This window comes from Hydrogenophilus islandicus (assembly GCF_054657095.1).
In genome coordinates, this window is record NZ_BAAHXE010000006.1 from 1 (window position 1) to 26,557 (window position 26,557).

The 26,557-nt window shown below is 65.3% G+C and carries 22 protein-coding genes and 1 riboswitch; of the genes, 11 read left to right on the plus strand and 11 right to left on the minus strand.

Annotated elements, in window-relative coordinates:
• Positions 1-16 precede the first annotated feature (16 nt).
• The 10 genes from ACYQ6T_RS03265 (at position 17) to ACYQ6T_RS03310 (ending at position 10,993) form a co-directional block, all read left to right on the plus strand.
• Complete coding sequence (locus tag ACYQ6T_RS03265; RefSeq protein ID WP_459827556.1) at positions 17-2,524, plus strand: excinuclease ABC subunit UvrA; 2,508 nt, start codon at positions 17-19, stop codon at positions 2,522-2,524.
• A gap of 47 nt (positions 2,525-2,571) precedes the next feature.
• Entirely contained in the window at positions 2,572-2,883 is a 312-nt protein-coding gene (gene rplU, locus ACYQ6T_RS03270) for a 50S ribosomal protein L21 (RefSeq protein ID WP_459827558.1), read from the plus strand.
• A 25-nt stretch (positions 2,884-2,908) separates the two neighbouring features.
• The gene (rpmA, locus tag ACYQ6T_RS03275; protein ID WP_459827561.1) at positions 2,909-3,181 is read left to right on the plus strand and encodes a 50S ribosomal protein L27; all 273 of its coding nucleotides are present in this window, start codon (positions 2,909-2,911) and stop codon (positions 3,179-3,181) included.
• A gap of 39 nt (positions 3,182-3,220) precedes the next feature.
• On the plus strand, positions 3,221-4,336 hold the full coding sequence (gene obgE, locus ACYQ6T_RS03280) for a GTPase ObgE (protein WP_459827564.1): 1,116 nt from the start codon (positions 3,221-3,223) through the stop codon (positions 4,334-4,336).
• Positions 4,305-5,474 (plus strand): glutamate 5-kinase, encoded by a 1,170-nt coding sequence (gene proB / locus ACYQ6T_RS03285; RefSeq protein WP_459827567.1) that lies wholly within the window; start codon positions 4,305-4,307, stop codon positions 5,472-5,474. Before obgE ends, proB begins: the two co-directional genes overlap by 32 nt.
• 52 nt (positions 5,475-5,526) lie before the next feature.
• Positions 5,527-6,117, plus strand: a complete 591-nt coding sequence (locus ACYQ6T_RS03290) for a malonic semialdehyde reductase (protein WP_459827569.1) — start codon at positions 5,527-5,529, stop codon at positions 6,115-6,117.
• On the plus strand, positions 6,102-7,070 hold the full coding sequence (locus ACYQ6T_RS03295) for an NAD(P)/FAD-dependent oxidoreductase (RefSeq protein ID WP_459827572.1): 969 nt from the start codon (positions 6,102-6,104) through the stop codon (positions 7,068-7,070). Before ACYQ6T_RS03290 ends, ACYQ6T_RS03295 begins: the two co-directional genes overlap by 16 nt.
• Before the next feature lie 27 nt (positions 7,071-7,097).
• A riboswitch (cobalamin riboswitch) is annotated at positions 7,098-7,331 on the plus strand.
• A 40-nt stretch (positions 7,332-7,371) separates the two neighbouring features.
• Positions 7,372-9,213 carry a TonB-dependent receptor domain-containing protein gene (locus tag ACYQ6T_RS03300; protein WP_459827575.1) on the plus strand — a complete coding sequence of 614 codons (1,842 nt, stop codon included), beginning with the start codon at positions 7,372-7,374 and terminating at the stop codon, positions 9,211-9,213.
• Between the two features lie 8 nt (positions 9,214-9,221).
• Positions 9,222-10,214 carry a FecCD family ABC transporter permease gene (locus ACYQ6T_RS03305; protein ID WP_459827577.1) on the plus strand — a complete coding sequence of 331 codons (993 nt, stop codon included), beginning with the start codon at positions 9,222-9,224 and terminating at the stop codon, positions 10,212-10,214.
• Positions 10,211-10,993 (plus strand): ABC transporter ATP-binding protein, encoded by a 783-nt coding sequence (locus ACYQ6T_RS03310; RefSeq protein ID WP_459827580.1) that lies wholly within the window; start codon positions 10,211-10,213, stop codon positions 10,991-10,993. The genes ACYQ6T_RS03305 and ACYQ6T_RS03310 overlap by 4 nt, the downstream gene beginning before the upstream one ends.
• Here ACYQ6T_RS03310 and ACYQ6T_RS03315 read toward each other — a convergent pair.
• Positions 10,963-11,871, minus strand: a complete 909-nt coding sequence (locus tag ACYQ6T_RS03315; RefSeq protein ID WP_459827764.1) for a cobalamin-binding protein — start codon at positions 11,869-11,871, stop codon at positions 10,963-10,965. The two genes, ACYQ6T_RS03310 and ACYQ6T_RS03315, sit on opposite strands and share 31 nt — an antisense overlap.
• A gap of 57 nt (positions 11,872-11,928) precedes the next feature.
• Positions 11,929-14,508 carry an ATP-dependent chaperone ClpB gene (gene clpB / locus ACYQ6T_RS03320; protein ID WP_459827583.1) on the minus strand — a complete coding sequence of 860 codons (2,580 nt, stop codon included), beginning with the start codon at positions 14,506-14,508 and terminating at the stop codon, positions 11,929-11,931.
• A gap of 139 nt (positions 14,509-14,647) precedes the next feature.
• Between clpB and ACYQ6T_RS03325 the strand changes: the two genes are divergently transcribed.
• Entirely contained in the window at positions 14,648-15,172 is a 525-nt protein-coding gene (locus ACYQ6T_RS03325; protein WP_459827586.1) for a phasin family protein, read from the plus strand.
• Here the strand turns inward: ACYQ6T_RS03325 and moaE are convergent.
• The 9 genes from moaE to ACYQ6T_RS03370 all read right to left on the minus strand — a co-directional run bounded on the left by moaE (position 15,169) and on the right by ACYQ6T_RS03370 (position 26,525).
• A complete protein-coding gene (gene moaE, locus ACYQ6T_RS03330; protein WP_459827589.1) occupies positions 15,169-15,651 on the minus strand; it encodes a molybdopterin synthase catalytic subunit MoaE in 483 nt (160 codons plus the stop codon). The genes ACYQ6T_RS03325 and moaE overlap by 4 nt on opposite strands.
• Before the next feature lie 3 nt (positions 15,652-15,654).
• Positions 15,655-15,909 carry a MoaD/ThiS family protein gene (locus tag ACYQ6T_RS03335; RefSeq protein WP_459827592.1) on the minus strand — a complete coding sequence of 85 codons (255 nt, stop codon included), beginning with the start codon at positions 15,907-15,909 and terminating at the stop codon, positions 15,655-15,657.
• A 10-nt stretch (positions 15,910-15,919) separates the two neighbouring features.
• The gene (locus ACYQ6T_RS03340; RefSeq protein WP_459827594.1) at positions 15,920-17,122 is read right to left on the minus strand and encodes a molybdopterin molybdotransferase MoeA; all 1,203 of its coding nucleotides are present in this window, start codon (positions 17,120-17,122) and stop codon (positions 15,920-15,922) included.
• Positions 17,119-17,664: a molybdopterin-guanine dinucleotide biosynthesis protein B gene (mobB, locus tag ACYQ6T_RS03345; protein ID WP_459827597.1), complete on the minus strand. Its 546-nt coding sequence runs from the start codon at positions 17,662-17,664 to the stop codon at positions 17,119-17,121. Before mobB ends, ACYQ6T_RS03340 begins: the two co-directional genes overlap by 4 nt.
• Positions 17,665-17,673: 9 nt before the next feature.
• Complete coding sequence (gene yoaA / locus ACYQ6T_RS03350; RefSeq protein ID WP_459827600.1) at positions 17,674-19,707, minus strand: DNA repair helicase YoaA; 2,034 nt, start codon at positions 19,705-19,707, stop codon at positions 17,674-17,676.
• 62 nt (positions 19,708-19,769) lie between these two features.
• Positions 19,770-20,990: a cell division protein ZapE gene (gene zapE, locus ACYQ6T_RS03355; RefSeq protein WP_459827603.1), complete on the minus strand. Its 1,221-nt coding sequence runs from the start codon at positions 20,988-20,990 to the stop codon at positions 19,770-19,772.
• Positions 20,991-22,424 (minus strand): dihydrolipoyl dehydrogenase, encoded by a 1,434-nt coding sequence (gene lpdA / locus ACYQ6T_RS03360; RefSeq protein ID WP_459827605.1) that lies wholly within the window; start codon positions 22,422-22,424, stop codon positions 20,991-20,993.
• Between the two features lie 39 nt (positions 22,425-22,463).
• The gene (gene odhB, locus ACYQ6T_RS03365) at positions 22,464-23,678 is read right to left on the minus strand and encodes a 2-oxoglutarate dehydrogenase complex dihydrolipoyllysine-residue succinyltransferase (protein ID WP_459827608.1); all 1,215 of its coding nucleotides are present in this window, start codon (positions 23,676-23,678) and stop codon (positions 22,464-22,466) included.
• A gap of 15 nt (positions 23,679-23,693) precedes the next feature.
• On the minus strand, positions 23,694-26,525 hold the full coding sequence (locus ACYQ6T_RS03370) for a 2-oxoglutarate dehydrogenase E1 component (RefSeq protein WP_459827611.1): 2,832 nt from the start codon (positions 26,523-26,525) through the stop codon (positions 23,694-23,696).
• Between the last annotated feature and the right edge of the window lie 32 nt (positions 26,526-26,557).

The following is a 26,557-nucleotide window of genomic DNA, read 5'->3' on the forward strand; positions in this document are numbered from 1 at the left end:
TCTTTAGGCCACTTTGATGATCGTCATTCGCGGTGCCCGAACCCACAATCTGAAGAGTGTCTCACTCGAGATCCCCGACGACGCGCTCACGGTGATCACCGGTGTCTCGGGGTCGGGGAAATCGTCGCTCGCGTTCGACACCCTCTTTGCCGAAGGGCAGCGCCGCTACCTCGACGCGCTCTCGCTTTCCGCGCGTCAGTGGCTCGACTCCCTTCCCCGCCCCGACGTCGATTGGATCACCGGCTTGCGGCCAGCGATTGCGCTCACCCAGCAGACGCTGCACGCCTCGCCGCGGTCGACGGTGGGGACAATGAGCGAAGTGCTCGACGCGCTGCGCCTTCTCTACGCCCGCCTGGGCACTCCCCACTGCCCCAACCATCCCGCCCAGCCGCTCGCCGGCGATTCGCTCACCGCGATTCGTGATGCGCTTTTAGCCCGCTCGAGTGGCAAGCGGCTCGCGCTAGCGGTCCCCTATGCCGCGCTCCCGCCCCACCTCGTGACCGCCGAAGCGTTGCGCGCTGCCGGCTACACACGCGTCTGGCTTGAAGGGGCAACGGTCGAGCTCGAGCGCCTCTTCGGCCCAATCCCCGACGGGGCGGCGCTCATCATCGACCGGCTGATTCTCCGGCCCGAGCAGGCGGCGCGCTTGACCGATAGCCTTGAGCACGCCTTGACCCTGAGCCACGGGACGGTCGTTGCCATCGACCTCGAGCGCAACGAGACCACCCGCTTCGACACCCACCCGCGCTGCCCGCTTTGCGGTTTTACCGCGCCGGAGCTGGAACCGCGGCACCTTTCGATCAACCACCCGAGTGGCGCCTGTCCCCGCTGCAACGGCTTGGGGACCGTTGCCCCCGAAGCGCACCTCCCCTGCCCCGAGTGCGCCGGCAGCGGACTCAATGCGGTGGCGCGGTCGGTGCGCTTTGCCGGCGTGACCCTCCCGGAGCTCGAGGCGCAGCCGCTCACCGCGCTCCTTACAACGCTTCACCGCTGGCGTGACGAGCGGCGCGACGACCCGGTCGCGCAGCCGATCCTGCAACTGGCGTGCGAGCGGGTCGAGCAGATGGTCGCGCTCGGCCTCGGTTACTTGACGTTGGCGCGGCGGGCACCGACCCTCTCGGCGGGCGAACGGCAGCGGGTGCGCCTCGCGACGCAACTCGCAAACGCCCTCTCGGGGGTGCTCTACGTCCTCGACGAGCCGACCCAAGGGCTCCACGCGAGCGAAGTCGAACGGGTAGTCGCAGCGCTCTTGCGACTGCGCGATCTCGGCAACACCGTGGTGGTGGTCGAACACAACGCCGCGCTCATGCGTGCTGCCGACCATCTGATCGAAATCGGTCCTGGCGCGGGTGTCCACGGCGGTGCCATCCTCTACCAAGGCGACTTCGCGGGACTCGTTGCCAGCGAAACCCTTACTGGCCGCTACCTCCGGCAACCGCTCGACCTCAGCAACCACATCCGCTCGCTTCCTTCTGACGCGCCCACCGTCTGGCATCGCAACGCCCGCGTCCATAACCTCAAGGGGGATCCGGTCGCCTATCCGGTCGGCGCTTTGATCGCGGTGACGGGGCCATCGGGCGCTGGGAAGTCGTCGCTCCTCTTTGACGCCCTCTTGCCGCTCGTCGAATCAACGCTTGCGCCTAAGGGAGCTGCTGACCCGGCTTGGGGAGAGTTCGCGTTGGGGCAGTGCAGCGAACAGCCGGCGATCACGGAGAAGCGCCAAGACAGCGAGGAGCACCCTAGCGCGCTCCCTTGGCGGCGAGTGGTGGTGGTCGACCAGAATCCGATCGGCGCGAATGCCCGGTCGACGCCCGCCACCTACACGGGGATCATGGCGGCGCTGCGCGAACTCTTTGCCCAAACGCCCGAGGCGCGCGCCCGCGGCTACACGGCCGCGCGTTTTTCGTACAATGTGCGCGGCGGCCGGTGCGAAGTCTGCCAAGGAGAGGGGTGGCGGCGGATCGAGATGCAGTTTCTTCCGCCGGTGATCGAACCGTGTCCGGCGTGCCGCGGAGCGCGCTACAACCGTGAGACGCTCGAAATCCGCTACCGTGGGCTCTCGATCGGCGACGCGCTTGCGCTTTCAGTGGCTGAGGCGCAAAAAATCTTTGACGCCCACCCTCTCCTCCGCCGCACGCTCGCGGTGCTCGGTGAGCTCGGGCTCGACTACCTCCCGCTCGGCCAACCCGCGCCGACCCTCTCAGGGGGGGAAGCACAGCGGCTGAAGCTCGCGCGTGAGCTCGCGAAACCCGCCGCCCACCCCACCCTCTTTCTTCTCGATGAGCCGACGAGTGGGCTCCATTTTGCCGATATCGAAAAACTCCTCGTCGCCCTCTTTGCGCTGCGCGACGCAGGGCATACGCTGATCGCCGCTGCGCACGACCCCGATTTTCTCCGCCACGCCGATTGGGTGATCGAACTGGGCCCCGTCGGGGGTCCTGAAGGGGGGTACTGCTGCGCGCAATACGCCGCTGCCTCCCGAAGAGAGCCCCAACCCATTGACGGCACGACGCAAAAAAAATAGAATTGCAGGTTCTTTCATTTCACAGCATCGACAACTGGAGCAGCGCCATGTATGCGGTCATAAAAACCGGCGGCAAACAGTACCGTGTTTCCGTCGGCGAAAAGATCAAAGTAGAACAGATACCGGCAGAAGTGGGCACAGAGCTCGCGCTCACCGACGTGCTGATGGTCGGAAGTGGCGAAACCGTCAAAGTGGGTACCCCGTTGGTCGACGGTACCGTTGTCAAAGCCACGGTGATCGCACACGGACGCCACCCCAAAGTGCGCATCTTCAAGATGCGGCGGCGCAAACACTACATGAAGCGCCAAGGGCATCGGCAAAACTACACCGAAATCCGCATCGACGCCATCGAAGGGTGATTCGGTCTTGGCAAGGAGCTGAAGAATGGCACACAAAAAAGCTGGCGGGAGTTCCCGCAACGGTCGTGACTCCGAGTCGAAACGGCTGGGGGTCAAGCGCTTCGGCGGCGAGAAGGTTCGCGCCGGCAACATCATCGTGCGGCAGCGCGGCACCCAGTTCCATCCCGGTGAAAACGTCGGTTGCGGCAAAGATTACACCCTCTTCGCCCTCACCGACGGGGTGGTCGAGTTCGTCGTCAAAGGACCGAAGCAGCGCCGCTATGTGAACATCCGTCCGTTGGCTCAGCCGCAAGCGTGACGGAATGGGCGCGCTTCGTCGCCCCCAAAAGAGTGAATCATGAAGTTTTTTGACGAAGCGCGTATCGAAGTGATCGCAGGGAAAGGCGGCGACGGATGCGCTGCCTTTCGGCGGGAAAAGTTCATTCCCAAAGGGGGTCCGAGCGGCGGCGATGGCGGCCGCGGGGGCAGCATCTACTTTGAAGCCGACCCCAACCTCAACACCCTTATCGACTTTCGCTACACGCGGATCTTTCGCGCGCCAAACGGCGAACCGGGACGAGGACGCGACCAGTACGGCGCCGCAGGTGAAGATCTCATCATCCGCGTCCCGGTGGGAACGGTCGTGCGCGACGCCGAAACGGGCGAGCTGATCGCCGACTTGGCTGTTCCAGGAGAACGTGCGCTCATTGCGCGCGGCGGTCGCGGGGGGCTCGGGAACCTCCACTTCAAATCGAGCACCAACCGCGCGCCGCGCCAGTTCACCCGGGGGGAACCGGGGGAGCACAAGATTCTTGAGCTCGAATTGCGGGTGATTGCCGACGTCGGGCTCCTCGGGCTCCCCAACGCCGGCAAGTCGACCCTCATTCGCCAGATCTCTGCCGCACGCCCGAAAGTGGCCGACTACCCGTTTACCACCCTCTACCCCAATCTCGGGGTGGTGCGGACCGACGTCGACCGCAGTTTTGTTGTCGCCGACATTCCGGGGCTCATCGAAGGGGCGAGCGAAGGGGCTGGCTTAGGTCACCGGTTTCTCCGCCACCTGCAGCGCACAGCACTACTCCTCCACCTCGTCGACCTCGCGCCGCTCGACCCGGAAGCCGACCCGGTGCGCGACGCCCAGGCGATCGTCGAGGAGCTGCGCCGCTACGACGAAGCGCTCTACCGCAAACCGCGGTGGCTCGTCTTCAACAAGATCGATTTGATCCCCGAAGAGGAGCGCGCCGACCGCTATCAGGCATTTCTCGCGCGCTTTGGGGCGGTGGAGCGGTGGTTCGCGATCAGCGCTGCAACCGGCGAAGGGTGCCGAGCACTCGTCTATGCGGTGCAAGAAGCGGTCGACGCTGCGAAAGCTGCGGCGATCGCGCAACACGCCCAGGTGACCACCGAACAACCGGACGAAATCATCGAAACCCCACGCTGCGATGACCCGCACGAACCTCCCCGAGCCGAGTAATCCCGCGCCGCAACCGCACCGTGCGCCGATTGCGGCCAGCCGCCGCCTCGTCGTCAAGGTCGGGAGTGCCTTAGTCACCAACAACGGACAAGGGCTCGACACGGCGCGCCTTGCCGATTGGGCGCGGCAGATCGCCGCGCTCCTTGCCCGCGGCGTCACCGTCTCGGTCGTCTCCTCAGGTGCGATCGCCTGTGGCCTGCAGCGGCTCGGCTGGAGCAAGCGCCCCTCGTCGCTCAACCTCCTGCAAGCCGCCGCCGCGGTCGGACAGGCGGCGCTCGTCGAAGCGTGGGAGCAGGCCTTTCGCCCCTACCAGCGCCACACCGCGCAGATTCTCCTCACTCATGAGGACCTTGCCGACCGCACCCGCTACCTCAACGCCCGCAGCACCCTCACCACCCTCCTCGACCTCGGGATCGTGCCGGTGATCAACGAAAACGACACGATCGTCACCGACGAGATCAAATTCGGCGACAACGACACTTTGGGGGCGCTCGTTGCGAACGCGATCGAGGCCGACGCCCTCTTCATCCTCACCGACCAGGCGGGGCTCTACACCGCCGATCCGCGCAAAGCGCCCGACGCGACGCTCGTTCCTGAGGCGGATGCGGACGATCCGCAACTCGTCACCATGGCCGGAGGGGCAGGGAGCGGCATCAGCAAAGGGGGAATGATCACCAAGGTACGCGCAGCGCAGCGCGCAAGCCGAAGTGGCGCCCATACGGTGATCGCCTCGGGACGTGCCCCCGACGTGCTGCTTCGCCTTGCCGCAGGCGAGGCGCTCGGCACGTGGCTCAAAGCGCGCGCAACCCCCCTGGCGGCGCGCAAACAGTGGCTTGCCGACCATCTCAAAACCGCCGGGACCCTCTGGCTTGACGCCGGTGCAGTCGCGGCGTTGCGTGCCGGGAAGAGCCTCCTTCCGGTTGGGGTAACCCGCTGCGAGGGGGAGTTCCCTCGCGGTTCGGTCGTCTCGTGCCGCGCCCCCGACGGACGGGAGGTGGCGCGGGGGCTCATCAACTACCCCGCCCACGAAACCCGGCTGATCGCCGGGCAACCGAGCCAGCGGATCGAGGCGCTCTTAGGTTACCTCGAAGAACCCGAGTTGATCCATCGCGACAACCTGGTGCTCCTCGACCCCTAGCTTCGCGGCCCATTTCGCGTATCATTGGAGAGGGTGTACTCCGGAGATTGCGATGAAACCGACCCTTCCCAATGAAGCGCTCGCGCAGCTCTTTACCGAAGCGCGTTCCCACAACGGCTTTCTTCCCGACCCGATCCCCGACGAGACGCTCCACGCCCTCTATGAGCTCCTCAAATGGGGCCCCACGTCTGCAAACGGCTGCCCGGCGCGCTTTCGCTTCATCAAATCGCCCGAAGCGAAAGCGAAACTGAAGGAGACGCTCGACCCCGGCAACGTCGCGAAGACGATGGCCGCGCCGGTCACCGTCCTCATCGGCTACGACCTCGCCTTCTACGAGCAGCTGCCGAAACTCTTCCCCCACACCGACGCGCGGTCGTGGTTTGTCGGCAACGAAGCGCTTGCTCGGGAGACCGCTTTTCGCGACGCGGCCCTCCAAGGCGCCTACCTGATTCTTGCCGCCCGAGCGCTCGGACTCGACTGCGGGCCGATGGCAGGCTTCAACAAGGCGCGGGCCGACGAGCTCTTCTTCGCCGGGACGACGATCCGTTCGCTCTTTCTGGTTAACCTCGGCGTCGGCGACCCGAGCAAACTCTTTCCTCGCAGCCCCAGACTCACCTTCGACGAAGCATGTCAGATTCTCTGACCGTTGCGGTGATCGGCTCCGGTCCGGCGGGGCTTTCCGCCGCCCTCTGGGCGCAGCTGCTGGGCTACGCCCCGGTGGTGATTGAAGCGGCCGACGAGCCGGGCGGGACACTGCGCTACAACTTTCTCCCCAACGAATGGGTGTTGGGGCTACCGGGACTCACTGGCACCGCGATGAGCGCGCAGTTCGTCGCCCACATTGCGCAGCGGCAGATTCCGCTCCTCTGCAACCACCACGTCACGCGCCTTATCGCCACCCCGCAAGGGTGGCGGCTCCACTTTGCTGAAACCCCCGAACCGCTGGCTGCCGCCGCAGTGATTCTCGCAACGGGCTTGCGCTTTCGCGGGCTGGAGAGCTTCGTCGATGTTGCCGGAATCGAGACGTTGGCGCCCGACGAGATCGCCTTTGGGCCCTACGCCTTCTGTCACCTCGACGCCTGCCGCGACAAAACGGTCCTCATTGTCGGCTGTGGCGACAACGGCTTTGAGAACGCCAAGATGGTGCTCGAAGCGGGGGGGCGAACGATTCTCCTGTGCCGCTCAGCGCCGCGCGCCCAGCGCCACCTCCGGGAAGCGGTTGCCCACTACCCTGACCGTCTCCGGCTCTACCCGCACGCCCGCCTCCGCGCCCTTCGCCGGGAAGGGGGCGCGCTCGTCGCGACGTGGCACCACGGCGATCACGCAATTGACGAAGCCCAGATCGACCGGCTCCACCTGTTGCTTGGTTACACCCCGAACATTGAGGGAATCGTCGCCGCGCTCGGCGATGCGGCGGAAGCGCTCCACCGCGACGCGGAGGGGTATCTGCTGACCGACGCGTGGGGGCGAACAACGCTCCCGCGCCTCTACGCTGCAGGAGACGCCGCCAACCGCGACTTTCCCAACGTCGTTTCGGCGATCGCGAGCGGCGCAAAAGCGGCGAAAGCGGTCGACCTCGACCTCGGCCGCTGCTAGACGCGAGTCGCTCGGGAAGTTATAATTTCGCCTTCCATGCTTCGCGGTGCCGCAACTGCCGTTCGTGCGGTTGCGGTGAAACGGGAAAGCGGTGTGCGCATATGCTGCGCAAAGCCGCTGCTGCCCCCGCAACGGTAGGGAAGATTCTACCGACGCCACAACGCCACTGACAGCGCTGCTCGCCTTGCGGGTGGGCTGTTCGGGAAGGCGGCGTTCGGTTTGCTTCCAAGCCCGGAGACCGGCCGCGAAGGAGTTTCGGTTCTCGGCCACGGGGGAATGGCCGGTGATTGGAGTTCTCGCCATGTCCATCCATTTGCGCGTATCGCAAGCAGTCGCTTGCGCGCTCCCTTTTCTCACCTCTTTGACCCCCCTGCCCGCATGGGGCGAAACGCTACCCGCAAGTGATCCGACGCTTGCCGAGATCACAGTAACAGCGAGCCGGATCGCGACGCGCACCGACCAGAGTCTCGCCGCCGTCACGGTGCTGACCCGCGACGAGATCGAAGCGAGCGGCGCCGCCACCCTGGTCGAGCTCCTTGCCCAGACACCGGGCGTGCGCATCGCGCAAAATGGCGGCGCAGGGTCATCGGCGTTTCTTTTTCTCCGGGGGGCCGAATCGCGCCACACCCTTCTCCTTGTCGACGGGATGCGCATCGGCTCGGCAACCTTAGGGACCCCGACGCTCGAGGCGATTCCGCTCGAACTCATCGATCGGATCGAAATCGTCCGCGGTCCAGCAAGCGCCCTTTACGGGTCTGAGACGATCGGCGGGGTAGTGCAGATCTTCACCCGGCGCGGGGAAGAAGGATTCCACCGCCGTGCGGCGCTCGGCTACGGCAGCAACCAAACCTTTCGCGGAACCACCGGCATTTCCGGCTCCGACGGGGGGTTTCGTTACACCTTGGATGTTGGCGGCGAAGGAACGGGAGGGTTCGACGCCACCACCGCCAAGAACTTCGGTCACCAGGACGACCGCGACGGTTGGTGGAACCGCTTTGCCTCCGCCCATCTCGCTTGGGCCCTCCCCGCAGGGGGTGAGGTGGGCGTTCAGACGTGGGCGACGCGCGGCCGCAACGAGTACGACACCTGGGGGGCTGGCAGTTTCAATCCGATGCTCCATAAGGATTTGACCAGTGGGCAACTCTACCTCCGCGCGCCGGTGACCGACGAGTGGCTCACCACTGTTCGCCTTGGCGCCACCCGCGACGCGTTGATCTCCCTTGCCAGCGCGACGAGCCGAAGCCGCTATGCCACCGACCAGCGGCAGCTCCAGTGGCAAAATGAGGTCGCCCTGCCGCTCGGCACACTCCTTGCCGCGTTCGACCTCACTGGCACGGAGGTTGACGCCACCACCGCCTACACCCGAACGCGGCGGGTGGTGCGTGGCTATCTCCTCGGCTGGCAAGGAGAAGTCGGCCGCCACGGCTGGCAATTGACCGCGCGCTATGACGACAACAGCCAGTTTGGCGGCAAAACGACCGGCCAGGCGGGTTACCGCTACCAGATCGCGCCGGAGTGGCAAGCGCGGGTGGCGGTGAGTAGCGCCTTCAACGCGCCAACCTTCAACCAGCTCTACTGGCCCGACACGGGGTTTGGCGTCGGCAACCCCGACCTCAAACCGGAGACCGCTTATGAGAAAGAGGCGGGCATCCGTTGGCAGCGTGACCGCACCCACGCCGAGCTCACCCTCTTTGACGCCCGGGTCAAAAACCTGATCGCGGGTTGGCCCCCGGTGAACGTCAACCGGGCGCGACTCAAAGGGGTGGAAGGAGCGCTCGGCAGTCACATCGGCGCGTGGCGGGTGAGGCTCGCGGCCGACTGGCTCGACGCCACCGACGAGGCGACGGGCAGACGCCTCCCCCGTCGCGCACCAGCCGCTTTGTCCGGACAGGTGGCGTACGACGCCGGTCGCTGGCAAGCGGGGGTCGACGTCAATGCGCAACGCCCGCGGTGGGACGATGTCCGCAACACCACCCGACTCGACGGTTTTGGCCGCACCGACCTCTGGTGGCACTACGCGCTGACCAAAGGGTGGCGGTTGGAAGCGCAACTCGCGAACCTCTTCGACCAGAGGTATGAGACCGCCGCCACCTACCGGCAACCGGGACAAACCCTCTTCGTCGGGTTGCGCTATCGCGATTGAGCCGATCGGTGCGCGTTTCCGGCCGCCGTCTGGTGGTGCTCCTCGCTCTGGTCGTGCTCACGGGCGGCGGCCTTGCCGCGGCGCTCGCCACCGGCTCCTATCCGGTGGCACTGCCCGAGCTTCCCGCGGCGCTTGTGCGGAGCGACCACCCCGCGCACGCGGTGGTGTGGGGGCTGAGGCTCGAGCGGGCGCTCGCCGCGTGGAGCGCCGGAGCGCTCTTGGCGCTTGCCGGGCTCCTCATGCAGACGCTGCTGCGCAATCCCCTCGCCGACCCATACCTCTTGGGGGTTTCGAGTGGCGCTGCCGTGGGGGCGCTCGCGGCGCTGCTCTTTGGCGCCGCAGCGGTCACGGTGACGGGGGCTGCTTTTGCCGGCGCGGTCACCGCGATGGCGCTCGTCTTTGCGCTGGCGCACGGCTCTGGTCCCTGGTCTGCGACGCGGCTCATCCTCACCGGCGTGATCGTCGCCTCTGGCGGTGGTGCGATCGTCGCGTTGATGCTCACTTTGGCGCCCGAACAGCGTCTCCACTCGATGCTCTTTTGGTTGATGGGTGACGCGGCGCACGCGACGCTCTCCCCCTGGCCCTTTGCCGTGCTCCTCACTGCGGTGGCGCTGCTCCTCCCCTGGGGGCGTGACCTCAATCTCCTTGCCTACGGCCCGGAGAAGGCGCGCAGCCTGGGCGTTCCGGTTGTGCTCATCGGTTGGGGGCTCTATGGGGTCGCTTCGCTCCTGACCGCAACCGCAGTGACGCTCGTCGGCTCGGTCGGGTTTGTCGGGCTGATCGTCCCGCACGCGATGCGGATGCTCCTCGGGTCTGACCTGCGCTGGCTGCTGCCGACCACCCCCTTGGCCGGAGGGCTCCTCTTGCTGGTCGCCGACACTGCTGCCCGCTCGCTCTGGGCGCCGCTCCAGTTGCCGGTCGGCGTGGTCACCGCGCTCCTTGGGGTCCCCTTCTTCCTCTGGCTGCTGACCCACGCGCGCGGTTACGGAGGAGCGCGATGAGCGAGGTGCTGGTCGCGTGCGAGCAACTCACCCTCGCCGTCGGCGGCAATATCCTCTGCCGCGACCTCTCCTGGCAGGTCACTGCGGGGTCGTGGTGGGCGGTTCTGGGCCCGAACGGTGTCGGCAAATCGACACTCCTCGCGACACTTGCCGGGCTCACCCCTGCTGCTTCTGGCAGCGTCGTGCTCGCGGGGCGGCCTCTCTCGGCGTGGCCTGCGCGGGAACTTGCGAAGTGGCGCGGCTGGTTGGGGCAAAATCCGCTGCTCCCCGACGATGCGACGGTCTGGGAGGCGGCGCTCATCGGGCGCCACCCCCACGTCGGGCGCTGGGGGTGGGAAGGAGCGCGCGACTGGGCGATTGCCCGCGCAGCGCTCGCCGAAACCGACCTTGTTGGGTTCGAGGAGCGGCTCGTAGTCACCCTCTCGGGGGGCGAACGGCAGCGGGTCGCGATCGCCGCGCTCTTCACCCAACAACCGCACCTCTATCTCCTCGACGAGCCGACCAACCACCTCGACCTGCGCCACCAGCTGGCGATCTTCGAACGGCTTGAGGCGCGGCGCCGCGAAGGGGCGGCGATCGTCACCGCGCTCCACGACCCCAACTGGGCGGCGCGCTATGCGACGGGGGTGGTCCTCATGGATGGTCAAGGGGGTGTCGAGGTGGGCACGGCTGCGGCGCTGCTGACTGCCGAGCGGCTGAGCGCGCTCTATGGGCTTCCGCTCGTTGCGTGCGGCACAAGCCCCCGTCGCTACTTCGTGCCGGCGGGTGCAGCCGGTTGATCCCCCCGTTTGCGGCGCGCCTCCTCCAGCGCTTCGCAGAGCCGTTCGGCGCCGTCGAGGAGCCGCGGCGTCGGACGCTGCAGGAGCGCCGGCGGGATAAAGACGAGGTTTTCGGCGCGAACTGCGGTGAGCATCGGCCACGCGCGCCAGGCGTCGAGCCAGTCGGGGCGCTCCTCCCCCATGCCGCTCGCGACGATCACCTCGGGATTGGCAGCGAGCACCGCTTCAACGGAAACGGTCGGTGCAAGGAGCTCCAAGTGGCCGAAGACGTTCGTCCCGCCACAGAGGCGCATCACGTCGGAGAGGATCTGCTGCCCGCCGACGGTGCGCAACGGCCGATCCCAAATCTGGTAGAAGACGCGGACCGGCGGCCGGTGACTATAGCGCGACGCGAGGAGCGCCATGCGTTGGGTAAAAGCCTCAGCAGCCGCCTCGCCCGCAGCAGGGTCGCCGGCAAGCTCTGCGAGGTTGCGCAACGTCCGGGGAATATCCTCCAGGCGAGCGGGCTGGGAGCGGTAGACCGGAATGCCGAGCGCAGCCAACCGGGTGACGAGATCGCGCGGGTTGCCGCTTGCCCAGACAACGACCAGGTCAGGCTGGTAGGCGACGATCGCCTCAAGGTCAAGCCGCGAGTAGCCGCCGACGCGGGGGAGCCGCGCCGCCTCGGGGGGATAGTCGCTGTAGTCGACGGTCGCCACCACCCGGTCACCGACGCCTGCGGCATAGAGGTTTTCGGTGAGGTGCGGCGCAAGGCTCACAATCCGCCGCGCGGGCTGGGTGAGCGTCACCTCTACCCCGGTATCGTCCACCACGCTCACCGCCCCCACGGGGAGCGGAAAAAGGAATAAGCTCAGCAGCAGCGCGAGCCACCCGCGCACCTTTTGCCAGGTGAGCGGGTGGCTGCGCTTCGCAATCAATGCGAATCGAGCGGTCAATTACGCTTTCTCGAAGACAAACTGACCGTTGCGCACGTCGACCCGGATCGTATCCTTCGGACCGAAGCGCCCTTCGAGGATCGCTTTGGCGAGCGGATTCTCGATGTGCTCCTGGATCGCCCGCTTGAGCGGCCGCGCGCCATAGACCGGGTCGTACCCGACCTTGGCGATCTCCATGAGCGCCGCATCGGTGACCTTGAGCGCCATGTCGTGACGCGCCAGCCGTTTTTCCAACCGCTCGAGCTGAATCCGCGCAATACCGGCGATCTGCTCGTCCTTGAGCGGATGGAAGACCACCACCTCGTCGATCCGGTTGATGAACTCGGGCCGGAAGAAGTTCTTCACCTCCGCCATCACCGCGAGCTTCATCACCTGATAGTCCCCCTCGTCGGCCAGCTGCTGAATCCGCTGACTCCCGAGGTTCGAGGTCATCACGATCACCGTGTTCTTGAAGTCGACGGTCCGCCCCTGCCCGTCGGTCATCCGACCGTCGTCAAGTACCTGCAGAAGGACGTTGAAGACGTCGGGGTGCGCCTTTTCGACCTCGTCGAACAGGATCACGCTGTAGGGTTTGCGCCGCACCTGCTCGGTGAGGTACCCCCCTTCTTCGTAACCGACGTACCCCGGCGGCGCGCCGATGAGCCGCGCCACGGAGTGTTTCTCCATGAATTCGCTCATGTCGATCCGGATCAGATGATCCTCCGAATCGAAGAGGAATTCCGCAAGCGCCTTGCACAGCTCGGTCTTCCCGACACCGGTCGGCCCCAGGAAGAGAAACGAACCATAGGGACGGTTTTCGTCGCCCAACCCGGCGCGCGAGCGGCGGATCGCGTCGGAGACGAGCCGCACCGCTTCGTCCTGACCGACGACCCGACGATGCAGATACGCCTCCATTTTGAGGAGTTTTTCGCGTTCGCTCTGCATCATCTTCGAGACCGGGATACCGGTCATGCGCGAAACCACTTCGGCGATCTCTTCCGCCCCGACTTGCGTGCGCAGGAGTTTGAAGGGCGCGCCGCTCTTTTCCGCCTCTTCCGCTTGCCGCAGTTGCGCTTCGAGTTTCGGCAATTCGCCATACTGGAGCTCGGCGACCTTATCCCACTGCCCTTTGCGCTGCAGCTCGGCGATCTGCGCCCGCAGCTGATCGATCCGCTCTTTGATGTGCTTCGTCCCTTCGATCCGCGCCTTTTCGGCCTTCCAGATCTCCTCGAGTTCGCTGTACTCGCGCTGCAGCTTCTCGAGCTCCTCTTCGATGAGCTTCAGCCGCTTCTGGCTCGCCTCGTCCTTCTCTTTGCGCACCGCTTCGCGCTCGATCTTGAGCTGGATGATCCGCCGCTCCAGGCGATCCATCGCCTCGGGCTTCGAGTCGATCTCCATCTTGATCCGCGCTGCCGCCTCGTCGATGAGGTCGATCGCCTTGTCGGGCAAGAAGCGGTCGGTGATGTAGCGGTGCGAAAGCTCGGCCGCCGCAACGATCGCCGGGTCGGTGATCTCGACCCCGTGGTGGATCTCGTACTTCTCTTGAAGTCCCCGCAGAATCGCGATCGTCTGCTCCACCGTCGGCTCTTCGACCATCACCTTCTGAAAACGGCGTTCGAGCGCCGCATCTTTCTCGATGTATTTCCGGTACTCGTCGAGCGTCGTCGCCCCGATGCAGTGGAGCTCGCCGCGCGCCAATGCAGGTTTGAGCATGTTGCCGGCATCCATCGCCCCTTCGGCTTTCCCCGCACCGACCATGGTGTGGATCTCGTCGATGAAGAGGATGACACGGCCATCCTGCGCGATCTCCTTAAGGACCGCTTTGAGCCGCTCTTCGAACTCGCCGCGGTATTTCGCGCCGGCAATGAGCGCCGCCATATCGAGCGCCAAGACCCGCTTGTCGCGGAGCGTCTCGGGCACTTCGCCGTTGACGATCCGCTGCGCCAACCCCTCGACGATCGCGGTCTTTCCGACCCCCGGTTCGCCGATCAGCACCGGGTTGTTCTTCGTGCGCCGTTGCAGGATCTGAATCGTGCGGCGGATCTCGTCGTCGCGGCCGATCACCGGGTCGAGCTTCCCTTGCCGCGCCCGCTCGGTGAGGTCGATGGTGTATTTGCTGAGCGCCTCGCGCTGCGCCTCGGCGTCGGGGTTGTCGACCTTCTGGCCGCCCCGCACCTGGCGAATCGCCTCCTCGAGCGCTTTGCGGGTGAGCCCATGCTCCTTCGCGATACGGCCCGTCTCCCCTTTATCCTCGGTGAGCGCCAAAAGAAACATCTCGCTCGCGATGAAGGGGTCCCCCCACTTCTGCGCTTCGCGGTCGGTGAGGTTGAGGAGATTGGCGAGCTCCCGTCCCACCTGCACTTCGCCGCCGGTGCCGGTCACCTGCGGCAGGTTGGCAATCGCTTTCTGCAGCGCGCCTCTCAACCCCGCGACATTGACCCCGGCGCGCTGCAAGAGCGAGCGCGTCGAGCCATCCTCTTGGTCGATCAACGCAAGCAGCAGATGCTGCGGCTCGATGAACTGGTTGTCGTGCCCGACGGCAATGCTTTGCGCCTCCTGGAGCGCTTGCTGGAATTTGGTGGTCAGTTTGTCGAAACGCATGGGTTGGTTCCTTTCGGTAACTTAGTGAGTTGTCATTCAGTATGGGGAGCGATTCAACCGATTTCAAGAGGAATTTGTATTGGCGCTCTCGCCGCACTATACTGGAATGGAGGATCAACTGGAAGGAGGAGGGCAGACGATGAGCAAGAAGGGAACCCCGGCGCAACAAGAACCCTTGGTGGCGTTGATGGGCGAATGGATGAAGCTCACCCAAAACGCGCTCGCCAATGCGGAGCGGTTGGTCGCATTGCAATATCAGCTCGCCCGCACCCTCTTTGAACAGAGTGTGCAAGGATCACAAGCGCTGGCCGAAACACCAGATCCCAATCAGCAGCGGCAGCTGCAACAGGAGCTGGCGCAACAGTTCGCCCAACAGGTGATGAATGCGATGAACGAAGCGGCACAGCTAATGGTGAAAAGCCAAGCCGAAATGAACCAGTTCGTCATCGACGCGCTCGAAAAGGGCACCACGCTGTGGCGAGGGTGGCCGCAACAAGGGGAAGAAGGGTCCACCGCGCCCGCTGCTTTCCCGTGGCCCACCGCGGGGAGTACCCCGTGGGGCGATCCCGCGAAAACCCTCCAAGCGCTGGAGGAGGCGAGCCGCATGACCACCGAGATGTGGCAGCGAATCGCCGGTCTCGCCGCACCACAAAAAAAGAGTTAGGGCGACTCAACCCATCGTGCAGCCCGCTCGTCGTCTGACGCGCGGGCATCGACCCATCGGGTGGCGCCGCTCGCGGTCGTCTCCTTTTTCCAGAAGGGAGCGCGGGTCTTCAAGTAGTCCATGAGAAATTCGCACGCGGCAAAGGCGCTTGCGCGGTGGCTGCTCGCGCAGCCGACAAAAACGATGCGGTCACCCACGGTGAGCGGGCCAACGCGGTGGATCACCGTGACGGCCGTTAGCGGCCAACGCGCGCACGCCTCTTCGACGATCGCCGCGAGCGCCTTTTCGGTCATCCCCGGGTAGTGTTCGAGGGTCATTGCGGTGACCGCGCCGTCGTCTTCGGGGTGGGCACGGACGAGCCCGAGAAAGGTCGCGACCGCACCCACGGTGGGGTCGGCGTGGTGGAGCCGCTCGGTCTCAACCCCCGGGTCGAACGGCTCCTGCTGGACGCGAATCGTCACGCGGGTCGGCGTATTCATCGCTCACCCTCCGGTCACTGGGGGGAAGAAGGCGATCTCGTCGCCGTCGGCGATTGGATCGTTCCACGCGGCGATCTGCAAGTTGCGCGCGCAGTGGATGTCGGCGCGGGCGAGCGTCTCGGCCCACGGCTCCCCCCGCGCCGAGAGGGTGCGCCGCACATCTTCAACCGTGCGGAGCTCCTCGCTCCACGGCAGCGTCTCGCTCCCCACCCCCAACGTGTCGCGCAGGCGGGCAAAGTATTTGATCGTCAACGCCATCGCTCTCTCCTTACCCCAACAATTCGCTCATCGGCCAGTAGCGCACCTGCTCGCCCCGCGCAATCGGCGTACTCTCCGGCACTTCGACGAGCCCGTCGGCCCAGACGAGTGACGCGATCGTCGCCGAACCCTGGTCGGGGTAGATCTCGACCGCCCCGGCGCTATTGAGCCGCGCGCGGAGGAATTCGCGCCGCTTGTCGGGGCGCGGCCAATCGAACGCCGCAGGGCGTTCGATCACCTTCGGCAAGACCTCCTCGACCCCCATGAGACGGAGAAGCAGCGGGCGGACGAGGAGGAGAAAGGTGACGAAGCTCGACACCGGGTTACCCGGAAGTCCAACGAAGTGGGCGGCGCCAACGCGGCCAAAGGCGAGTGGCTTCCCCGGCTTGATCCGCAGGCGCCAGAGGGCAAGCCCCCCGAGCCGCTCGACCGCCGGTTTGACGTGGTCCTCCTCCCCCACCGAAACACCCCCGGTCGAGAGGATGAGATCCGCCGACTCCGCGGCACGCTCGAGCGCACTGCAGGTCGCTTCCAGCGTATCGGGAATCGCCCCGAGGTCGGTGACGAGGCACCCGAGCGCTTCCAAAAGCGCCAAGAGTTGATAGCGGTTGGAGTTGTAGACGCCACCGGGCGGGAGCGGTTCCCCCGGGTTTACCAGTTCGCTCCCTGTGGCGAGGAGCGCCACCCGCACCCGCCGCCGCACCGGAAGGTGGGCATAGCCGACGCTCGCCGCCATCGCGATCTCTTGCGGCCGCAAGCGCACACCTGCCGGCAGAACCACTGCCCCTTTGGCCACTTCGCTCCCTGCGCGCCGCACCGCGTCACCCCTTTTGGCCGGTTGGAGAAAGGTGACGCGATCGCCGTGGGCTTCAGTCAGCTCCTGCATCACCACCGCGTCGGCGCCCGCGGGAAGGGGCGCACCGGTGAAGATCCGGGCGGCTGTGCCGGGCTCGAGCGGCACGCCAACCGAGCCCGCAGGGATCCGCTGCGACACCGGCAGCGTCACGCCAGCGGTCGCAACCTCTGCGGCCCGCACCGCGTACCCGTCCATCGCTGCGGTATCGCGCTCCGGAATGGCGATCGGGGAGAGAATCGGCTCGGCCAGGACGCGGTTGCGCGCAGCGGCGAGCGCCACCTCTTCCCATTCGGCAACGGGCCGAACGGCAGCGAGGAGCTGATCGCGCGCAACCTCAAACGGGAGTAACTCACTCATGGTTTCTCCTCTGAGAGAAAAAGTTCGGCAGGGGCAGCGAGCGTCATCGCCGCTTCGGCAACGGCTTGCGGCGAATCGAGGTCAAGGAGCGGCAAAGAGAGCGGTGTGGGAAGATGCGCTCGAGCCCCCTCCCCACCTGGAACCGCGACAGCAGCAACCATCGGCTCATTCGGCCAGATCGGCGGTTTGCCTACTTCGGGACGATAGACTTCGATTTTGGGGATCGGTGCGCGCTTGAACCCCTCGACGACGACGAGGTCGCAGGGCGCGAGGAGCGCGAGCTGCTCGGCAAACGTCGGTTCCGGTTCGCCACGCAGCTCCGCGAGCAACACCCAGCGGGCGTCCGAGAGCATCAACACCTTGCTCGCCCCGGCCTCACGGTGGCGCCACGAGTCCTTCCCGGGCGTATCGAGGTCGAACCCGTGGTGGGCGTGTTTGATCGTCGCTACCGTCAACCCGCGCGCCCGCCACACGGGGATCATTCGTTCGATCAAGGTCGTTTTGCCGGCGCCAGACCACCCGGCAATGCCGATGACGCGCATCCTTTCCCCTCAAGAAGCAGTAAGGGGGTTAGGATAACGCAAAAAGAGGGAGTGGAGAAACGATTCGGCGACTGCTACCGAACGGGTGCGGCGAAACGGAGGGAGGCTTGACCAGAGGAGCCGCCCGTAACCGCGGGTTGCGAGGCGCACGTCACAGATGCAGAGGACGCCGCGATCCTCTTCGCTCCGAATAAGCCGCCCAGCGCCTTGCTGGAGCAGCATCGCCGCGCGCGGCAACTGCACGGTCAAAAAGGGGTCCCCCCCTTGACGCTTCACCCGGTCGAGGCGCGCAGCCAGAACCGGCTCATCGGGGGGCGCAAACGGCAGGCGGTCGATCACGACGACCGAGAGCGCCTCGCCGACGATATCGACCCCCTCCCAAAAACTGTGGCTCGCGACCAATATCGCGCGCGGGGTGGCGGCAAACTGTTCCAGGAGCGCCTCCTTCGGCGCGTCCCCTTGGGTCAGCACCACAAAGGGGTGTCCGTCACATCCCCCCTGTTCGGCGAGTTCCTGGGCGATGGCGCGCATCGCCGCAAGCGACGTCGCGAGCACCATCGTCCGTCCCGCCGCAGCGGTCGCGAGGCGCCTTGCCACCTGGGCGACAGCCGAGCGGTGGCGCGCATCGGATGGCTCCGGCATCTCCTCGGGGACCAACAGCAACGCCTGCTCGCGATAGTCGAAGGGACTCGCCCACCGCTGGCAGACAAGCGGTTTCTCTTTGTTCGGGGCAAGCCCGACCTCGCGGAGGAAAGCGTCGAAAGCCCCCGCGACGGTCAGCGTCGCGGAGGTAAAGACCCACGCGGCAGGGGTCGAAGCGATCAACGCACGCAACGCGTCGGCCGCCGTGAGCGGGGTACGGTAGAGGGTGAGACGCTCGTCGCTCGTCTCAAACCAGACCACCTCGTTCGCGGAGTCTCCCGCCTCGGCCGCGCGCCGCCAGCTCGTCAACGTCTCAGTGAAGCGCTTTGCCCGCTCCGCGAGTTGGTGGAGGAGCTCATCGCGTTCGGCAACCGCCGCGAGCGCGTCGGCGAGCTTTTGGGTCGCGGCAACCCAGCGGTCGACCGCGGCAAGGAGCACCCCGTGTTGCGCCGATGCCGCGAGCGCACTGCGAAGCGGGAGATCGAGCGGAAGAGTCAGGCGCGCGTCGCGCGTCGCCTTCTCGAAGGCGTCGACAGCCACCTGACCGTCGGGAAAGTCGCGCGCAGTGATCAGAAGCTCCCGCCGCGCATCCTGCGCGAGGCGCAACGCCTCCCAGCTACTCACCGCGTCGCTGTAGTAGTGGGGAAGCAGCTCGGGCAGTTGGTGCGCTTCGTCGAAGACCACCAGATCGCATTGCGGCAACAGTCCCGCGACCCCCTCCTCTTTGAGCTGTTGATCGGAGAAGAAGAGGTGGTGGTTGACGACGATCAGCTCCGCTTCGGCGGCTTCGCGGCGCGCGCGAAAGACGAAGCAGTCGGCGTAGTACGGACAGTTGCTCCCCAGGCAGTTGTCACGCGTCGATGTTGCGTAGGCCCAAGCGAGCCCATTTTCCGGCACTTCAGCGCAACTACTCCGGTCACCGCTTGGGCTCGTCGCGGCAAAGCGCCGGATCGCGCGCAGCATCGTCGGCACGTCGCGATCGAGGAAGCGGCCGTCGCTGAGGTTGCGCTCGAGATGAAACCAGCAGACGTAGTTGCTCCGCCCTTTGAGGAGCGCGCTCTGAATCGGCACCCCCAAGGCGCTGCGCAGACGCGGCAGATCGCGATGGAAGAGTTGATCCTGCAGGTTCCGGGTGCCGGTGGAGATCAGGGTGCGCACGCCCGAATGGAGCGCCGGGGCCAGATAGGCAAAGGTCTTGCCGGTGCCCGTCCCCGCTTCGGCAAGGAGAATCGAACGCGACTCGATCGCCGCGGCGACGGCAACGGCCATCTCTTGTTGCCCCGTACGCGGAACGAAGGCAGGAATCTTTTGCGCGAGGCGCCCATTCGCCGCAAAGAGCGAACGCACCTCCACCTGCAAAGGAGAATCGCAATCGTTCGCTTCCTGGTGCGTCTCCGCCATCACCGACGTACCTCTACGCCCAACCGTGCCATTGTGCCAGAGAGGCGGGAGAACGCAAGCGGTCAATCGGAGCGGTGCGCAGCGGCGAGGTAGGCGCTACTGCGCATCTCCAGGAGTCGCGAGACGGTCCGCGCAAACTCATGGGCATTCGGCCCTTCGGGGTAGAGGTCGTAAGGCTCGGCTGCCGCAGAGATCAGGAGCTTCACCCGATGGTCGTAGAGAATGTCGATGAGCCAGGTGAACCGCCGTGCCGCTTCAGCTTGCGCGGGGGTCATTGCCGGGACGTTGGAGAGGATCACGGTGTGGTACTGGTTTGCGATCGTCAAATAGTCGGCCTGACCGCGGGGGCCGGCGCAGAGGGCAGCAAAGTCAAACCAGATCACCCCCGCCGCCGCGCCGCGGTAGGGAACCGGCCGGTCAAAGAGCGTCATCTCCCCCGGTTGGGGAGACGTACCGGTAAGCGCCTGAAAATCTTCGGCCAGCTTCCGGTCACTCTCCGGACTCATTGGGGTGAGGTAACGGTCGACGTGGCTGAGCGTCCGCAGACGGTAGTCGGTTCCGCCGTCGACCTCGACGACGTCGCACATCGCTTTGATCCGCTCGATGGTGGGGAGGAAATTGACCCGCATCAAGCCGTTGGGGTAGAGACCGTCAGGATGGTAGTTGCTGGTCATCACCAGCACCACCCCTTCGGCCCAGAGCGCATCAAGCAGCCGGCCGAGGATCATCGCGTCGGCGATGTCGCTCACGTGAAATTCATCGAAGCAGAGGAGCTGCGCTTCAGCGCGGATCTCCGCCGCGACGAGCCGCAGAGGGTCGGGCTGCTTCTTGAAGCGCTTGAGCCGCTCGTGGGTCTCCTGCATGAAGGCGTGAAAATGGACCCGGCGCTTCGCCGGGAAGGGGACAGACGCAAAGAAGAGATCCATCAGGAAACTCTTCCCCCGGCCCACGCCCCCCCAAAGATAGAGGCTCCGCACCGCGCGGCGGGAAGTCGCACCCGCTGAGGCAGCGCGGTCGCTTCGCGGTGGCGTGGCGAGGAGTCTGCCGACCAGCCGCCGCCACCGGCCTCCCCCTTCCCCTCCATCCTCCTTGGGGGAAGAGGGGGCAGAGGGCGTTACCGCGGACGCGGCGAGGGCGTCAGCGAGGTGCTGCAGCCGCACCACCGCCGCGCGCTGAGAGGAATCGGCCTCGTAACCGCGTGCGGCCAGCGCCCTTTCATACGCAGCGAGCACCTCGCCGCCGCTCTGGGGTACGGCGGTCGGAGCAGGAAACGGCGCGTTCATTCAGAAGTGGAGCGGCCGTTTGTCGACGGCAAGCGCCGCTTCATGCACCACCTCGGAAAGGGTCGGGTGGGCGTGGCAGATGCGGGCGAGGTCTTCGGCCGCTGCGCCGAATTCGATCGCGACCACCGCTTCGGCGATCAGCTCCGACGCATTCGGCCCGATGATGTGAACGCCCAGGATCCGGTCGCTCTTCGCGTCAGCCACGATCTTGACAAAGCCATAACCGGCATCCATCCCGAGCGCCCGGCCATTGGCGAGGAATGGAACCTTCCCGACCCGGTAGTCCACCCCCGCGGCCTTGAGTTCGTTTTCGCTCTTGCCGACCCAGGCGATCTCCGGTTCGGTGTAGATCACCCACGGAATCGCGTCGTAATTGACGTGGCCAGCCTGGCCGGCGATCCGCTCAGCGACCATCACCCCTTCTTCCATCGCCTTGTGCGCGAGCATCGGACCCCGAACGACGTCGCCCACAGCCCAAACGTTGGGCAGGTTCGTCCGGCAGTGGTCGTCGACGACGATCCGCCCCCGGTCGTCGATCGCCAGCCCCACCTGGGCGGCGTTCAGACCGTCGGTGTTGGGGACGCGCCCCACCGAGACGATCAACCGGTCGGCCTCCAGCACCTTCTGCGTGCCTTCAGCGGTGCGGTAGCGGACGACCACCCGATCCCCTACCCTTTCGGCACCGTCAATCGCTACCCCCAACTCGAAGGCAAGGCCCTGCTTGGTGAGGAGCTTTTGCGCCTCTTTCGCAACGTCGGGGTCGGCCGCAGGGAGGAATTGCGGTGCCGCTTCGAGCACCGTCACCTCAGAACCGAGCCGCCGCCAGACCGACCCCATCTCGAGTCCAATCACCCCCGCGCCGATGATCGCCAAGCGCTGCGGGACCGCCTGGAGTTTGAGCGCGCCGACGTTGTCGAGAATCACGGTGTTGTCGACGGGAATGTTGGGGAGATGGCGCGCTTTAGAACCGGTTGCGACGATCACGTGGGTCGCCGCCACCTGCTGGCCATTGACCTCGACGAGCCAGCGATCCCCCTCACGGCCAACCAAGCGGCCGTGCCCGGGAAGAAAGGTCACACGATTTTTGCGGAAAAGCCCTTTGATCCCTTGGGTGAGTTGCGCAACGATCTGATCCTTGCGGGCGATCATCCGCGGCACGTCGATCTTGGGACTCCCGACCTCGATCCCCTGGAGCGCAAAGTCGTGCGCCGCCTGGGCAAAGAGATGCGAGGTGTGGAGAAGCGCTTTCGACGGAATACAGCCGACGTTCAAACAGGTTCCGCCCAAGCGCGGCTCCCCTTTGGGGTCGTCGTAGGGGTTCGATTCGCAACAGGCGGTAGAGAGGCCCAGTTGCGCCGCCCGGATCGCGGCGACATAGCCGCCCGGGCCACCCCCGATGACGAGGACATCGAACGACAGAGGCGTTTCACTCATGATGGTTCACTCCCTTTATTGGTGTTGGCCCCGGATTTTTTAGAGGTTGAGGAGGAGCCGCGCCGGGTCTTCGAGCGCCTCTTTGATCGTCCGCAACCCCAGAACCGCTTCCCGGCCATCGATGATGCGGTGGTCGTAGGAGAGCGCAAGATAGTTGATCGGACGGATCACGATTTGACCGTTTTCAACAACTGGCCGGTCTTTGGTCGCATGGATGCCGAGAATCGCCGATTGCGGCGGGTTGATGATCGGGGTGGAGAGCATCGAGCCAAAGACACCGCCGTTCGAAATCGAGAAGGTGCCGCCGGTGAGCTCCTCCACCGAGAGCCGCCCATCTTTTGCCCGCTGGCCGAAGTCGGCGATCTTCTGCTCGATCTCCGCGAAACTGAGCTGGTCAGCGTCGCGCAGAATCGGCACCACAAGGCCACGTGGGGACCCCACGGCAATGCCGATGTCGATGTAGCCGTGGTAGATGATGTCGTCGCCGTCCACCGAGGCGTTCAGGATCGGAAACTTCTTGAGCGCCGCACACGCCGCCTTGACGAAGAAGCTCATGAAGCCCAGGCGCACGCCATACTCTTTCTCGAACTGCTCGCCATACTTTTTCCGCAGCTCCATCACCGGCAACATGTTCACCTCGTTGAAGGTGGTGAGCATCGCGGTCTCTTGCTTCGATTGCAGCAGCCGTTCGGCGATCCGCTTGCGGATCTTGGTCATCGGCACCCGCTGCTCGGGCCGTTCTCCGGTTGGCGGAGCAGCGACGACCGTGGCTGCACTCGGCGCCGCCGCCTTGGGTGCAGCACCCAGAGCATCCTCTTTGGTCACGCGGCCGCCCCGACCCGTACCGGCCACCTCCGTCGCCGAGAGCCCCTTCTCTTCGAGGATCTTGCGCGCCGCCGGGCTCGCAACCCCCGCGGCGGCTGGTGTGGGCGCAGCGCTACTTGCCGCCGGGCTACTTGCGGGCGCGGCTAGCGCTTCGCTCTTCACTTCTGCTTGCGCGGTGGCTGCTGCCTGCGCTTCGGTATCGATCTCGGCAATCACCTCACCAGAGGTCACCGCCTCTCCGTCCCGTTTGATGATGCGCACGAGCACGCCGTCGGCGGGGGCCGGCGTTTCGAGGACCACCTTGTCGGTTTCGATATCGACGAGATTCTCGTCGCGCTTGACCGCCTCACCCTCTTTTTTGTGCCACGTTACCAGGGAGGCTTCCGAAACCGATTCGGACAACTGCGGAACTTTCACTTCAATCAACATGGTGACTCTCCTCTCTTAGGCGTCAATCGGCGCAAAGGCGTTTTCGATGAGTGCTTTTTGTTGCTGCACGTGTTTGGCAAGATACCCCACCGCGGGCGACGAGGAGGCGGGCCGGGCCACGAGCAGCAGCCGGTTCCCTCTCCCCAGGATGTTGTCGAGGTGCTGGCGGGAAAGGAGCCAGTACCACGCCCCCTGGTTGCGCGGCTCCTCCTGCACCCAGACATACTCTTTGAGCTGGGTAAAGGGGGCGAGCGCCGCACGCAGCGCCTCCGCTGGGAAGGGGTAGAACTGCTCGAGGCGCACGATCGCAACCTCCTCGATCCCCTTCTCCCGCCGGTACGCCGCGAGTTCGTAATAGACTTTGCCCGAACAGAAGAGCACCCGCTTCACGCGGTTGGGGTCGAGCGCTTCCACCTCGCCAATCACCGTCTGGAACCCCCCCTGGGTGAAGGCTTCACGCGGCGAGGCCGCCTCTTTCAACCGCAGGAGCGATTTCGGAGTAAAGACCACCAAGGGTTTGCGCAGCCGCCGCAACATCTGACGCCGCAGCAGATGGAAGATCTGCGCCGCGGTCGTCGGCTGGCAGACCTGCCAGTTGAGCTCGGCCGAGAGTTGCAGGTAGCGTTCGATGCGCGCCGACGAGTGTTCCGGCCCCTGCCCTTCGTAGCCGTGGGGGAGTAGCAATGTGATCCCGCTCAACCGACCCCACTTCGATTCGGCCGACGCGATGAACTGGTCGATCACCACCTGGGCACCGTTGGCGAAGTCGCCAAACTGCGCCTCCCAGATGGTGAGCTGGTTCGGCTCGGTCAGCGAGTAGCCGTAGTCAAACCCCAGCGTCCCTTCTTCCGAAAGCGTCGAATCGAAGACGAAGAACGGCCCTTGCCCTTCTTGAATATTCTGGAGCGGAATGTAGGTCCCGGCGTCCCACCGCTCGCGATTCTGATCGTGCAACACCGCGTGGCGATGGAAGAAGGTGCCGCGGCCGACATCTTCGCCCGAGAGCCGGACACCAAACCCCTGGGCAACAAGCGAGGCGTACGCGAGATTCTCCCCAAAGCCCCAGTCCGCCGGCATCTCTCCGCGACCCATCGCTTTGCGATCTTCGATGATCTTCTGCACCCGCGGGTGGAGGGTGAACCCTTCAGGAATCGTGGTGAGCCGTTCGGCCAGGCGCTCGACTTCGGTCACGGGAATCGCCGTGTCGCATTCGTCGGTGTAGCTCTGCCCCAAGAAGGGGGTCCAGTCGACGGCGTGGCGACGGACGACGTTGGCAACGACTGGGTTGTAGAGGAGTTCGCCGCGGTCGAGCGCTTCGCGGTAGCGGCTGATGAAGGCGTCGGGTTCCTCTGCCGGAATCACCCCCTCTTGGACCAACCGCTCGGCGTACAATGCGCGCGTCCCAGGGTGCTGCCGCACCTTGCGGTACATCAGCGGCTGGGTCACCGCCGGTTCATCCTGCTCATTGTGACCGAGTTTGCGGAAGCAGACGATGTCGATCACCACATCTTTCTTGAACTCCTTGCGGAATTCGAGCGCGAGTTGCGTGACGAACGCCACCGCCTCGGGGTCATCGCCATTGACGTGGAAGATCGGCGCTTCGACCATCTTGAAGACGTCGGTGCAGTAGGTGGTCGAACGCAGGTCGCGCGGGTCAGAGGTCGTAAAGCCGATCTGGTTGTTGATCACGATGTGGACGGTGCCGCCGACGCCATAGCCGCGCGTTTGCGAAAAGTTGAGTACCTCCTGGTTCACCCCCTGCCCGGCAACGGCAGCGTCGCCGTGGATCAGGATCGGCAGCACCTCGTCCTTCGCTGTCGGGGTGTTGCGCCGAACCTGCCGGGCATAGACCGACCCCAGAACGACGGGATTGACGATCTCAAGATGGGACGGGTTGAACGCCAACGAGAGATGGACCGGCCCACCCGGCGTCAGGACGTCGCTCGAAAAGCCCATGTGGTACTTCACGTCGCCCGACGAGAGGTCGGAAGCCTTCTTCCCTTCGAATTCATCGAAGAGCATCTTGGGCGACTTGCCGAGGACATTGACGAGGACATTCAACCGCCCGCGGTGCGCCATCCCGATCACGATCTCCTGCGCCCCCAAGCGGCCCGCAGAGCGGATCGCCTCATCGAGCGCGACAATGGCCGACTCACCCCCTTCGAGGGAGAAGCGCTTCTGCCCCACATACCGGGTATGGAGATAGCGCTCAAGGGTCTCTGCAGCCGTCAGACGTTCCAGAATCCGCTTTTTCTGGTCGGCGTCGAGCTTCGGACGGTTGCGGATCGGCTCCATGCGCGCCTGCAGCCAACGCTTCTCTGCGGTGTTGGTGAGGTACATGTACTCCACCCCGATCGTGCTGCAGTAGGTCTGGCGCAGCGCATCGAGGATCTCGCGCAACGTCCCTGTCGGTTTCCCCAATCCCTGGAACGACCCGACGTGGAATTCGCGATTGAGGTCCGCCTCGGTAAAGCCGTAGGTCGAGGGCTCCAGCTCGGCAACCGCAGGTTTCTCATAGCGCTTGAGGGGATCGAGGTCGGCAATCCGGTGCCCCATGAAGCGGTGGGCGTTGATGAGTTGCAGCGTCGCTACCTGATACTGGCCTTCGTCGCTACCGGTCTTGACAAAGCGCACGGGGCCCATGCGGCCCAGCTGCTCAAACGCAGCGACGATCGGCGAATGGGGGCGCTCTTCGACTGGGGGACCCTCTTTGCGGATCTGTTCGAAATAGGCACGCCACGCTTCCGGGACCGATAGCGGATCGGCGAGGAAATGTTCGTAGAGCGCTTCCACGAACGGGGCGTTGCTGCCAAAAAGGGCGGAGTTCGCCTGAAAATCGCGGTACATGGCAGGTCTCTCTTGTTGCGTCACTTCCCTGG